This is a genomic window from Caballeronia sp. HLA56 (assembly GCF_054655155.1).
Map to the genome: position 1 here is coordinate 1130085 of NZ_BAAHOB010000001.1, position 12929 is coordinate 1143013.

Annotated in this window: 11 protein-coding genes and 1 CRISPR repeat array (1 of these 12 only partly in view); of the genes, 4 read left to right on the plus strand and 7 right to left on the minus strand. The window is 60.9% G+C overall.

Annotated features, from left to right (window positions below):
* Positions 1–164 precede the first annotated feature (164 nt).
* Positions 165–1364: an ADP-forming succinate--CoA ligase subunit beta gene (gene sucC / locus ACYQ47_RS05235; protein WP_459904668.1), complete on the plus strand. Its 1200-nt coding sequence runs from the start codon at positions 165–167 to the stop codon at positions 1362–1364.
* A 14-nt stretch (positions 1365–1378) separates the two neighbouring features.
* The gene (gene sucD, locus ACYQ47_RS05240; protein WP_459904669.1) at positions 1379–2251 is read left to right on the plus strand and encodes a succinate--CoA ligase subunit alpha; all 873 of its coding nucleotides are present in this window, start codon (positions 1379–1381) and stop codon (positions 2249–2251) included.
* A 203-nt stretch (positions 2252–2454) separates the two neighbouring features.
* On the opposite strand, the gene ACYQ47_RS05245 is transcribed toward sucD, so the two are convergent.
* The 5 genes from ACYQ47_RS05245 to oxlT all read right to left on the minus strand — a co-directional run bounded on the left by ACYQ47_RS05245 (position 2455) and on the right by oxlT (position 7116).
* Positions 2455–3186 (minus strand): GntR family transcriptional regulator, encoded by a 732-nt coding sequence (locus ACYQ47_RS05245; protein ID WP_244829245.1) that lies wholly within the window; start codon positions 3184–3186, stop codon positions 2455–2457.
* Positions 3176–3397 (minus strand): hypothetical protein, encoded by a 222-nt coding sequence (locus tag ACYQ47_RS05250; protein ID WP_244829244.1) that lies wholly within the window; start codon positions 3395–3397, stop codon positions 3176–3178. The genes ACYQ47_RS05245 and ACYQ47_RS05250 overlap by 11 nt, the downstream gene beginning before the upstream one ends.
* Positions 3398–3507: 110 nt before the next feature.
* Entirely contained in the window at positions 3508–4521 is a 1014-nt protein-coding gene (locus tag ACYQ47_RS05255) for a 2-dehydropantoate 2-reductase (RefSeq protein WP_459904671.1), read from the minus strand.
* 291 nt (positions 4522–4812) lie between these two features.
* Positions 4813–5754, minus strand: coding sequence for a LysR family transcriptional regulator (locus tag ACYQ47_RS05260; RefSeq protein ID WP_459904672.1), 942 nt, complete (start codon positions 5752–5754; stop codon positions 4813–4815).
* A gap of 9 nt (positions 5755–5763) precedes the next feature.
* A complete protein-coding gene (oxlT, locus tag ACYQ47_RS05265) occupies positions 5764–7116 on the minus strand; it encodes an oxalate/formate MFS antiporter (protein WP_244829241.1) in 1353 nt (450 codons plus the stop codon).
* 438 nt (positions 7117–7554) lie between these two features.
* On the opposite strand from oxlT, the gene ACYQ47_RS05270 reads away from it, so the two are divergent.
* Positions 7555–8499 (plus strand): LysR family transcriptional regulator, encoded by a 945-nt coding sequence (locus tag ACYQ47_RS05270; RefSeq protein ID WP_244829679.1) that lies wholly within the window; start codon positions 7555–7557, stop codon positions 8497–8499.
* Between the two features lie 112 nt (positions 8500–8611).
* Here ACYQ47_RS05270 and ACYQ47_RS05275 read toward each other — a convergent pair whose 3' ends face one another.
* Both ACYQ47_RS05275 and ACYQ47_RS05280 read right to left on the minus strand, forming a co-directional pair.
* Positions 8612–9121 (minus strand): hypothetical protein, encoded by a 510-nt coding sequence (locus tag ACYQ47_RS05275; protein ID WP_459904673.1) that lies wholly within the window; start codon positions 9119–9121, stop codon positions 8612–8614.
* A 13-nt stretch (positions 9122–9134) separates the two neighbouring features.
* Positions 9135–10586, minus strand: a complete 1452-nt coding sequence (locus ACYQ47_RS05280) for an aldehyde dehydrogenase family protein (RefSeq protein WP_244829239.1) — start codon at positions 10584–10586, stop codon at positions 9135–9137.
* Between the two features lie 353 nt (positions 10587–10939).
* On the opposite strand from ACYQ47_RS05280, the gene ACYQ47_RS05285 reads away from it, so the two are divergent.
* A complete protein-coding gene (locus tag ACYQ47_RS05285; RefSeq protein WP_459904838.1) occupies positions 10940–12211 on the plus strand; it encodes an IS256 family transposase in 1272 nt (423 codons plus the stop codon).
* 44 nt (positions 12212–12255) lie between these two features.
* Positions 12256–12929: a CRISPR direct-repeat array (repeat unit 28 nt; unit sequence TTTCTCAGCTGCCTACGCGGCAGCAAAC) (it continues 917 nt past the right edge of the window).

Consider the following 12929-nt stretch of genomic DNA (forward strand, 5'->3'; position numbering starts at 1 on the left):
CTTCATAGCGCCTCCGCATCTTCTTAAGCGCGTGTTTCGTGCTGCAGAGCATCAACAAAACAGCGTGAAATCTTATCGTGATATGTGATATATCATATTTCAGCGCACCGTCGCAGTCGCTGAAGCCCGGTTGCGCTCAGAGAACCGACGACTAGGGAGACACGATGAATATCCACGAATATCAGGCGAAGGCGCTGCTGCGGAAGTACGGCGTCGCCGTACCGCAAGGCAAGGTTGCCTTCTCCGCGATCGACGCGGCCAACGCGGCGCGCGCCCTCGGCGGCCCGGTCTGGGTCGTGAAATCGCAGATTCATGCGGGCGGACGCGGCGCGGGCCGCTTCGCCAACGATCCCGACGGCAAAGGCGGCGTGCGCGTCGTCAAATCTGTCGACGAGGTGCAAGAAAACGCGCAGCAGATGCTCGCGTCGGTGCTCGTGACCAAGCAAACCGGCGCTGCGGGTAAGGAAGTGAAACGGCTTTATATCGAGGAAGGCTGCGACATCGCACGCGAGCTCTACCTCGGCATGCTGGTGGATCGCGCCACGTCGCGCATCACGATCATGGCGTCGACCGAAGGCGGAATGGAGATCGAGGAAGTGGCGCATCGCACGCCGGAGAAAATTCTCAAGGTGTCGATCGATCCGGCAACGGGTCTCCAGCCGTTTCACACGCGCGAAGTCGCGTTCGGGCTAGGCTTGAGCGGCAAGCAAGTGGCGGCGGCATCGAAGTTCATCGCGGCGCTTTATCAGGCGTTCGTCGATCTGGATGCCTCCATTGTGGAAGTGAATCCGCTCGTCGTCACCGGTTCCGGCGATGTCATCGCGCTCGATGCCAAGCTCAATTTCGACGACAACGCTTTGTATCGGCATCCCGATATCGAAGCATTGCGCGACGAAGACGAGGAAGATGCCGCCGAAATCGAAGCCGCGAAACACGGCCTCAATTACGTGAAGCTCGACGGCAACATCGGCTGCATGGTGAACGGCGCGGGCCTCGCCATGGCGACCATGGACATCATCAAGCTCTACGGCGGCGAGCCCGCCAACTTCCTCGACGTGGGCGGCGGCGCGACCCAGGAACGTGTCGCGACCGCGTTCAAGCTGATTCTGCGCGACCCCAAAGTGCAAGGCATTCTCGTCAACATCTTCGGCGGCATCATGCGCTGCGACGTGATCGCGGAAGGCGTGGTCGCGGCCGCGCGCGAGATCGACCTGCGCGTGCCGCTCGTCGTGCGCCTTGCCGGCACGAACGTCGACGCGGGCCGCGAGATTCTGCGCAACTCCGGCCTCACCATCATCCCCGCTGAAAATCTCGCCGATGCCGCCGACAAGATCGTCGGCGCCGTCGCCGCTGCCCATCACTGACGAGGAAGCCGACAATGAGCGTTCTGATCGATAGCAATACCAAGGTCATTTGCCAAGGCGTCACCGGCGCGCAGGGCACGTTCCATTCCGAGCAGGCGATTGCGTACGGCACGCGCATGGTTGGCGGCGTGACGCCTGGCAAGGGCGGCACGACGCATCTCGACCTGCCCGTGTTCGATACCGTCGCCGACGCGGTCGCGAAAACCGGCGCGGATGCATCCGTCATCTACGTACCGCCGCCCTTCGCCGCCGATGCCATCCTCGAAGCCATCGACGCGGAGGTGCCGTTCATCGTCTGTATCACGGAAGGCATTCCGGTACTCGACATGCTGCGCGTGAAGCGCGCGCTCACCGGCTCGCGCAGCCGGCTCGTCGGGCCGAATTGTCCAGGCGTCATCACGCCGGGGCAATGCAAGATCGGAATCATGCCGGGGCATATTCATCGGCCGGGGAAAATAGGCGTGGTGTCGCGCTCGGGCACGCTCACTTATGAGGCCGTCGCGCAGACCACCGTTGCGGGGCTCGGGCAGACGACCTGCATCGGCATTGGCGGCGATCCGGTGAATGGAACGAATTTCATCGATTGCCTCGCGCTCTTTCTCGAAGACGACGCGACTGAAGGCATCATCATGATCGGCGAGATCGGTGGATCGGCGGAGGAAGAAGCCGCGCAGTTTCTGAAGGACGCGAACACGAAGAAGCCGGTGGTCGGGTTTATCGCCGGCACGAGCGCGCCGCCGGGACGCCGCATGGGGCACGCGGGCGCGATTATTTCGGGCGGTTCGGGCACGGCAAGCGCGAAGATCGACGCAATGAAGTCAGCGGGCATTCATGTCGCCGATTCCCCCGCCGCGCTCGGCGAAACGATGCTTCACGCGATGCGGTGAGCAAGGGCGCCATGAGGAATTGAGTGGCTCCCCCGGCGCGGCGAGATAGTCGGACAGCCGTCGTCAATCCTGTCAGCGTGCAGACGCGCGCGAGCCACCGGCAGCGGGTAACGCAGTCTCGGCTGTGCAGGATAAAAAAAGGCCGCGTGACGTTAATCGTCACGCGGCCTTTGTCAATCTGCCTGCCAGCTTTCAGTTCGGGCTCAATCGAGAAAGTCGCAATTTGCCTCGACGAACGCGGCGAGATCCAGCGAATGCTGCTTCACCAGCCGCTCGACCAGTTCCGTGTCGCGCTTCTCGAGCGCCTCGATAATCCGCATGTGATCGACAATCGAGCGCGACGCGCGGTCGCTCTGCGAGATCGTCATCTTGCGAATGGCGCGCACGTGCACGAAGATGTTCTTGATCGTGTCGAAGATGATCTGCGACTTCGACAGCCGCACGATAGCCTGATGAAACGCGATATTCGCTTCCGAATATTCGTCGATGTGCTCCGCCGGCGTGGCGTCGCGGAAGTTGTCGAACATGTGGCGCAACTGCGCGATTTCCTCGTCCGACGCGCGCTGCGTGGCAAGGCGCGCCGCCATGCTTTCCAGCGCCGCCCACATGTGGATCATCTCGACGATCTCGCGCTTGGTCTTGCGCAAGATATACACGCCGCGACGCGGCACGGTTCGCAGAAAACCTTCCTGTTCCAGCAGCGTCATGGCTTCCCGAATGGGCGTGCGGCTTACGCCCAGTGCTTCGGTCAGTTCTTTTTCGTCGAGACGGATCTCTTCCCGCGAACGGTAGATGTCCGCTTCCGCTATTGCCTGCCGCAGCTTCGCGTACGCCTGATCGCGCAGCGAAACCGTGGCATTGATCGGCTCGAGCGACAGCGTAAGGCCGCTTGGGCGAACGTCCGGCCGGTCTACGGATTGAGTATCAGATGGCATTGATGACTTGAGTTCCCATGTGCGGGCGGGAAGCATCGACACGCTTGCCCGAACCGCCGTTCTGGTCGTCCGCCGCGAGACCGGCAAACCGACCGTGATCCTGTGCGCGCTGCAGCATGTCCTGCGGCACCGCCGACGCAATCATAAACGTAACGCCCACACCCACGGCAACCAGCGCGAATCCGATGACAACCAACAAGGCGATGCTCATTTCAGGCTCCGGTTAATCTCAAGAGCCCTCAGTATATGTTGCGTTGCAATACATTTCAACATATTTTGCATCTTGTATATCAGAAACAACGCCGGCTTCCTGGATGCAGTTTAGGCGGCTTTCTGCGTTTGCGGGGGCGGTAAAGCCTTGGCCGTGCCTTGGTTTACGCCTTCGCGCAGCTTGATCAATGCGAGAACGGCATCGATCATCGGTGTCTCGACTTTCACGAGGCGCCCGATTTCCTGCACGACGGTGATGAGCGGATCGATCTCCATCGGGCGGCCGGCTTCGCAGTCCATGAGCATCGATGTCTTGTGCGCGCCCACCGCGCCCGCGCCATTGATGCGCCGCTCCACATCGACGCGAAAGTTGACGCCGATCCTGTCGCCGATTGCTTTTGCTTCCAGCATCATCGCTTTGGAAAGCGCGCGCGTGCCGGGGTCGCTCGTCAGCACGTCGAGCGTCGCATGCGTGAGCGCGCTGATCGGGTTGAAACACAGGTTGCCCCAGAGCTTGAGCCAGATTTCATCGCGGATGTTGTCGCGCATCGGCGCTTCCATGTCGGCGGCGGCCATGATGTCGTGCAGCGCCTGCAGGCGCGGGGTGATCTCGCCGCTCGGTTCGCCGATGGGAAACTTCTTGCCGTACACATGCTTGATGACGCCCGGCTCCGCGATCTCCGCCGCCGGCAGCAGCACGCAGCCGATTGCGCGCTCAGGTCCGAACACGCTCCACTGCCGCCCGCCTGGGTCGATGCTTTGCAGCGTCGTTCCAGCGAGTTCGCCGCCATGCTCGTAGAAGTACCAGTAAGGCAGGCCATTGACGGCGGTGATGATCGCCGTATCGGGTCCAAGGAGCGGCGGAATGAGACCGACGACGCCCGGCACCGAATGCGCCTTCAGCGCGATGATCACGAAATCTTGCGGGCCGAGTTCGGCGGGATTGTTCGTGCAGCGGACTTTGACGACGTGTTCCTCGCCATCGATCTGAAGCTTCACACCGTTCGCTTGCATCGCCGCGAGATGCGGCCCGCGCGCCACGAAGCTGACGTCCGCTCCAGCCCGCGCGAGTTGCGCGCCCATATATGCACCGATCGCACCGGCGCCATACACGCAGATTTTCATGATTTCGTCTCCTGAGGTTGTATACGGATCACCTTCTGATATACAAGATACTACATTCCATGATGGGGAGCGACAAGGCGAATCGCGCGGTTTCGGGCGAGCGGAAACCCGCACGAGGAGCGCGTTTGTGTCGTGTCGTTTAGGGAAAGCCTGCTAACGGAATTAGGCGCGCGCGCCGCGTGAGCGTCAAACAGAAACAGTTCGATAGCGACGACTAAGGTTCTGCGCACCGCCGCGTGACGATGCATAGCACTCGACGTATGACCACGCCTGCGCGGCGTCCGCGCAGATTCACGCAGCCTGAAACGTCATCGAACTCCGCAACGAAGACGCCGCAACATGCGACCACACATGCGCCGCATTCGCCCGCAACGCATGCCCGCGCCGCCGCACGAGCATCACCGTTCGCACGGCCCGTGGCGCAAGCGGCACGAACCGCACGCCGATAGTCTCGCAAGCCATCCGCGCATGCATCGGCAAAACGCCGATGCCAAGTCCCGCCTGCGCCATTCGCGCGACGGCAATCGGCTGCGCGAGACGCTGACGCAAGGCGCCCGTCACCGCGTGACGCGCAAGCGCGCCTTCTATGGCATCGAGGCTGCCGGTGTCGTCATCGAGGAGGAGAAGTGGCGAAGCGCGCAGTTGCGTCCAGTCGATATAGTCCGCATCGCCAAGCGGGCTCGACACGTTGACGACGGCAACGAGGTCGTCGTCGAATAGCGGTTCCGCAACGAGTTCGTCGAGACTCCCGGGCGCGATCACGAGCCCCATGTCCGCTTCGCCCGAACGCACCAGTTGCAGCACGGCGTTCTGCGGCCGGTCCATCACCGTGACCGCGATTCCCGGATGCCGCTCATGACACGAGCCGAGCAACGCAGGCAACACGCTCGCGGTCAGGCTGCAACTGCTGGCAAGATTGACGACGCCCGGTTCGGCTTCGTTCGCGGTGCGCGGCCGCAGCGTCGCTTCGAGTTCCTCGACGAGCGGCGCGATGCGCCCGAGCAGCGTACGCCCGGTATCGGTGAGCGCGACCTGACGCGTCGTGCGGTCGAAAAGCCGCAGCGCGAGTTCATCCTCGAGTTCGCGGATGCTTCTGCTGACCGCCGACTGCGTGATACCGAATTCATCGCCCGCGCGGGTAAAACTGCGATGCCGCGCGAGCGTGACGAACAACCGCAACTGATGCAGCGATACGCAAAGCGGCGGCGCGATTTCATCTCGACGATCGCGCATGCCGCTCGCTCACTGCACCGACGGTTTGCGCGGCGCGTCGCTCCAGCCCGCCTGAAACGACGCGTTGATCGACGAATCCGCGGCCGTTTCGGCGACCGTGTTTTCGATCCAGCGTTTGCGCATCGGCGCGAGCACGAACTTAGCGCACAGGCCCGCTGCAATCGACGTGATCGCCGCCGTGATGAAGACCGCGTTCCACGAACCGATCGACGCGAGCACCGAGGCAAGCGGCACCAGCATCGACGCCGTGCCTTTTGCCGTGTAAAGCGTGCCCGCGTTGGCCGCCGCGTACTTGCTGCCGAAAGTATCCGCGCAAGTGGCAGGGAAAATCGAGAATATCTCGCCCCAGCACAGGAACGTGAGCGCGGCGAACAGCATGAACATGTACGGGTTGTGGCCGAACTGCATCAACCCGAGCAGCGCTACGCCTTCGCCCAGAAAGATGATGAACATGGTGTTCTCGCGGCCGATCTTGTCCGAAATGAAGCCGCACAAAGGCCGTGTGAAACCGTTGCACAGGTTGTCGATGGACAGCGTCATCGCAAGCAGCGGCAAGGTCACGCCGAGGATATTCACGGGCATCTTCGCGAAGCCGTATTCCTTGGCGATGGGGCCGAACTGCGCCGTGGCGATCACGCCGCCCGCCGCGACGAACACGAACATCAGGTACAGCACCCAGAAGAGCGGCGCACGCACCATCTGCCCGGTGGTGTAGTCGATTTTCGTGGACACCACGCGCTTGGCCGGAACCACGTTCAAGGGCGGCTTCGGACGAATCAGCATGAGCGCGAGCAGGAAGATGCACACGCCCTGGAAGATGCCGAAGAACATGAACGCGTGCTCGTAGCCCGCACTCTGAATCATGTTGGAGATGGGGATGACCGTGACCGCCGCGCCCGCGCCGAAACCGGCGGCCGTCAAACCCGCCGCAAGGCCGCGCTTGTCCGGGAACCACTTGAGCGCCGTGCCCACGCACGTGCCGTACACGCAGCCCGCGCCCACGCCCGCCACCACGGCCGCGATGTAGAGATGCATGAGGCTGGTCGCATGCGCATCGATGCACCAGCCGATGGCCGCGCAGATCGAGCCGCCTATGACGACGGGCCGGGGCCCGAACTTATCGACGAGCCAGCCTTCGACGGGCACGAGCCAGGTTTCGGTGACGATGAAGATGGTGAAGGCGGTCTGGATCGCCGCTTGGCCCCAATGGTGCTTGGCATCCATCGGTACGACGAACAGCGTCCATGCATATTGAAGGTTGGCGACGAGTCCCATGCACAGGATACCGATCGTCAACTGAACCCACCTGTTGTGATGACGCCCGTGCGGTTGCCCGGACACAACCGTGTCTGCGCTTGCCATGTCTGTCTCCGTTATTCATTCGCGCTCGTGCGGCGCTTGATTTACAGCGAGATGCCGGCGCGAGTGCATCGATATGCGCGTCGGCGGCGTGGCGGTCGGTCAGGGAAAGTGCTCGGGTAACGCGACGCGGGCGTGGGCGTGGCAACGCGTATCGAACAAGGCGATGGATGAGAACATCCGGCAAGCATCCGCGTCAGGCGATCGAAGAATCATTTCGAGCGATTCCCAATAGAGCTGGATGGTTGATGCGGCCTTTGCAGGCTTCGTTTTTTGGCTGGGTACTAAAGATGCCGCGCCGTGGGGGCCGTGCGCTTCGCCCTTGAAAGTCTTACAGACTGGCAGGACGTGAAAGCATCGTGGGGGATATAAACGATTAAGGAAAGTTAGAAAAAATTATTGTATAAATTCAGTATCGTGAATGGATGAGGGCCCGCCGTGCTGCGTAATGCTACCCTGCGTCAACTCAAAATCTTCGAAACGGTTGCACGCCGGTTGAGCTTTTCCCGCGCGGCCGAAGAGCTTTATCTCACTCAGCCGGCTGTTTCCACTCAGGTCAAACAGCTCGAAGAACATGCGGGCATGCCGCTTTTCGAGCAACTCGGCAAAAAGATTTATCTGACGACCGCGGGCAACGAGATGCTTCATCACAGCCGCGCGATCCTCGAACAATTCCGCGAAGCCGATGACGCCATGGCGCGGCTCAAAGGGGTTTCGGGCGGTACGCTCAACGTGGCGGTCATTAGCGCGGGCGACTACTTCTTTCCGCGCTTGCTTGCGGCATTTACCAAACGTAATACGGATGTCCGCCTCAATCTTGCGGTTCATAATCGCGAGGAACTGCTGCATCAACTGACTGATAATCTCACCGACCTGGCCGTCATGGTTCGGCCGCCGCGCGATATGGACACGGTGAATATCTCTTTCGCGCCGCATCCGTATGTGATCGTTGCGCCGCCAGATCATCCACTGGTCGGGCTCAAGGACGTGCCGCTAGAAGCGCTTGCGGATGAACCGTTTATCGTTCGCGAGCGCGGCTCCGACACATGGAATTCGATGGAAGAAGGCTTTGCCGGCCGGCTCGCCAATCTGAACGTGGCGATGGAGATAACCAGCACGGAAACCATCAAGCAGGCTGTCATTGCGGGCATGGGCGTGAGCTTTTTGTCTGCTCACACCATCAGCATGGAACTGCAAGTTGGCAAACTCGCGGTGCTGGATATCAAGGGTTTTCCCGTCATGCTCAACTGGTTTGTCGTTCATCGCAACAACAAGCGTTTGCCTCCGGTTGCATTGGCATTCAAGCAATTTCTTGTCGATGAAGGCGCGGCTCAAATCGAAGCGATTACGCATATTGTCGCGAGTACCGGTAAACCCGATGTATAAGTCATCCAAAATATAAACGCGAAGAAAGTTTAATTTTCGTAAATGGATCGAGTTCCCTATCCTGCATGGAAGCCCCACGGCCATACAGGAGACGAACATGAGTCATGCGACCTTAAGCGACGACCGCGAAGTTCAGGCGCAAGTGTGCGCTTTCAATACTGCATTCGAAGAGCTCGACCTGATGTTCCGTTGGGATGCCGATACCTACCGCGCGCTCGCTTCGACCGAAAGCGATTACGGAAAGATCGCCCAATATATCGCGACGCATTCGCCGCATCTTTTGAAGGCTTATAGCGCGGAGTTTCTTTGCGGCGCGATTGTCGAGCGGAAGAATTCGACAATCGAAGCGTGCCGCCAAAACACCGTGCAGTATGAAGACAGCACGCAGCGCGCGCGGCTTTGGCGTGCGCGGGATGACGAAGGAAAAGAGGTGCGAGCTTGATTCTCGGCTTCGGTATTCGTATGGAACGTTGAACGCGCTTTCATGATTTTCGAAAGGCGGACCGGCATTAGTGCGGGCCGCCTTTTCGGCATTCGGTTGTGCAGGTGCCGCAATCCGAACGCCGACGAACGCGCTCTCTACAGAAACAAGCAGCAGCCTACATTCAAAGCTGCCGCTCATTGAAAAGCCCCTATCAAGGCGTCAAAGAAACCCAAACCGCCTTGGGCTCCGTAAAGTTTTCGATGGCGACATCGCCGTGTTCACGGCCGAAGCCGGAATCGCCGGAGCCGCCCCAGGGCAAGCGCACATCCGTATAGCCGTAAGTGTTGATCCACACCGTGCCCGCCTTGAGCCCCGCCGCCATGCGATGCACGCGTCCGATATCCGCGCTCCACACGCCCGCCGCGAGGCTATACAGCGTGCCGTTCGCGATGCGTAGCGCGTCGGCTTCGTCATCGAAGGGAATCACGCTTGCGACCGGTCCGAAGATTTCTTCCTGCGAGATGCGCATCTCGTGTTCGACGTTCGCGAATACGGTCGGCTCGACGAAGTAACCGCGCTCGCCGACGCGCCGTCCGCCCGTCACGAGCGACGCGCCCTCCTCCTTGCCGATGTCCACGTAATTCAGCACGCTCTGCATCTGCTTGGCGGAGATCACGGGGCCCATGTTGGTTTCCCGCTTCGACGGATCGCCGAGCTTGATGGTGCGCGCGCGCTCGGCGAGGCGCTCGACCACTTCGTCGTAGACCGTGCGTTGCGCCAGGATGCGCGAGCCCGCCGAACACACCTGCCCTGCGTTGAAGAAGATGCCCGAGGCGGCCGCGCGCACGGCGCCGTCGATGTTGGCATCCCCGAAAATAACGTTGGCGGATTTGCCGCCCAATTCTAGCGTGACGCGTTTGAAGTTGCCTGCCGCGCCTTGCAGGATGCCGCGTCCCACCGATGGCGATCCCGTGAACGTCACTTTGTCGATGCCTGGATGCGCGACGAGCGCATCGCCGACGACCGAACCCTTGCCCGTCACGATATTGAGCACGCCGGGCGGCACGCCGGCTTCGAGCGCGAGCCGCCCGATCATCAGCGCGGAGAGCGGCGTGATTTCGGCGGGCTTGACGATCAGCGTGCAGCCGCAGGCGAGCGCGGGCGCGATCTTCCACATGCCGATCATCAGCGGAAAATTCCACGGCACGATGGCCGCGACGACGCCGACCGGCTCGCGCACGGTGTAGGTGAGCGCGTCGGGTCGCGCGGGGACGACCTGGCCGTTGATTTTGTCGCACCAGCCGGCGTAGTAGGTCAGCGTGTCGATGGCGGCGGGCACGTCTTGCCGATGCACGGCCGCGATCGGTTTGCCGCCGTCGAGACTTTCGAGCGCGGCGAGTTCGTCCTGATTTTGGCGCAGGAGGTCGGCGAGCTTCATCAGAATGCGCCCGCGATCCGCCGCGCGAATGGCGTTCCACGGCTTGAGCGCTGCGCGGGCGGCGATCACGGCGCGATCGACATCGGCGGCGGTGCCTTGCGCGACGTAGGCGATCGGCTCTTCAGTGGCGGGATCGAGATTCGTCGAGTATTCCGCGCCGCCGGGCCGGACGAACTCGCCGCCGATCAGCAGTTCGTAGCGCTTCAAATCCGTGGTGCTTGCCATGATCGTCTCCGCTTTTATCGAATCGTGTCATGGTGGGGCACTTACGGCGTTGTCGATAGAAAAACATTCTTATCGTTTGTATAGGGTGGGGTGTATGGGTGGGTGGTTTCGGGTTTCTTTGGCGGCTTGGGCGAGCGGTGGAGGGGTTTGGGTGATGGCTTTTCAGTCGTGGTTTTGGCGGTTGGTTACGCGGCGGCAGACTGTCCCAAGGGGCAGCGCCTGAATCAGTAACATTTCTCAGTTGCCTAGGCGACAGCAAACTTGAATGGTGATTCAGCGGACGTGCACGTTGATTTCGGACCTATCCGTAATTCTGTGGGCGAGGCATATTATGAGAGGTAAAAGTCATGGATATGCCGATGAAGAAGAAACGCACCGTCGCTTCTCAGGCAGCGGCCCGAGGGCCGCTGCCTGCCCTTCCGGAAGGTCTGCTGGATGACCTGGTCAAAGGCCCGATGACGCCCACCGAGGTCCAGGACCTGATGCTGGCGTTCAACAAGGCACTCATCGAGCGCGCGATGGGCGCCGAGATGAAGATGCATCTGGGCTACCTGGCGGGGCAGCCGAAACCCGACGGCCAGGGCAACGAACGTAACGGCGCCAGCGGTAAGACGCTCATCACCGATTATGGCCCGCTCAGGGTCGATCTGCCGCGTGATCGTGACGGCAGTTTTGAACCCATCCTGATTCCGAAACACGAGCGCCGTTTTACCGGTTTCGACGAGCGCATCATCGCCATGTACGCGCGCGGCATGAGTGTGCGCGAGATCCAGGCGTTTCTGGCCGAAGCCTATGGCACCGAGGTTTCGCCCGATTTCATCAGCTCGGTCACCGACGAAGTCATGGCTGAAGCGCTCGCCTGGCAAAGCCGTCCGCTTGAGCCGATGTACCCGGTGGTGTTCTTCGACGCGCTGCGTGTGAAGATCCGTGGCGACGGCGTGGTGAGCAACAAGGCGGTGTATCTGGCGCTGGGCATTCAGGCCGACGGCCAGCGCGATGTGCTCGGCCTGTGGATCGAACAGACCGAAGGTGCGAAGTTCTGGCTGAAAGTGTTCAACGAACTGAAGACCCGGGGCTGCCAGGACATCCTGATCGCGGTGGTCGACGGCCTGAAGGGACTGGCTGAGGCGATTGGCACGGCGTACCCGCGCACGGCCGTGCAGACCTGCATCGTGCATCTGATCCGCAACAGTCTGGAGTACGCCAGCTACAAGGACCGCAAGAGCGTGGCCGCAGCGCTGCGCCCGGTCTATGCCGCCGCGAGTGAACAGGCCGCTCAGCAAGCCCTGGAGGCCTTTGCCGAAGGCCCGTGGGGTGCGAAGTATCCGACTATCGTGCAGTCGTGGCGACGGGCGTGGGAGAACGTCACACCGTTCTTCGTGTTTCCGCCGGACATACGCCGTGTCGTCTACACCACAAACGCCATTGAGAGTCTGAACATGCAACTACGCAAGATCATCAAGACACGCGGCCACTTTCCCAATGACGAGGCCGCCATCAAGCTGCTGTGGCTGGCATTGCGCAACGTGCTGGCAAAGTCAGTACGCGCGGCGTTCGACTGGTCGTCCGCGATGAACCAGTTTGCCATCCTGTTTGGAGAGCGTTTTACCAACGCACTCGGGTGACTCCGCTAACCGCCTCGCACACAAAAATGCGGACAGGTTCTTGATTTCTCAGCTGCCTGCACGGCAGCAAACCCGCTCTTCGCTCAAGAGATCGAGACTACGCCTTTCTCAGCTGCCTACGCGGCAGCAAACCTGTCAGACGCGCGAAAATCTCCCGGCCATGTTTTCTCAGCTGCCTACGCGGCAGCAAACAATATCTGTGATTGTCGGCGTATTTTATTGGTTTTCTCAGCTGCCTACGCGGCAGCAAACACCCTGTCGCACCAGTCGCGGGCTATCTGCGCTTTCTCAGCTGCCTACGCGGCAGCAAACGTCTTTACCCATCGTGCGATTCCAAGTTCGCATTTCTCAGCTGCCTACGCGGCAGCAAACGCGGCGATTTCCAGCAAGCATTTTTTTACGGCTTTCTCAGCTGCCTACGCGGCAGCAAACAGGGACGATTTAGCCGGTTTTCCGATCTTCCGTTTCTCAGCTGCCTACGCGGCGGCAAACAGTACGTCTACACAGCTGCGAACGTCGTCGAGTTTCTCAGCTGCCTACGCGGCAGCAAACCCGCTCTTGCGTGCGACATCGATCCACTCGTCTTTCTCAGCTGCCTACGCGGCAGCAAACCCGCCGTCGCTACCGACGCTGAGACGATTTCCTTTCTCAGCTGCCTACGCGGCAACAAACGGGATGGACGCGGGCTTGTCCACGCTCGAAATTTTCTCAGCTGCCT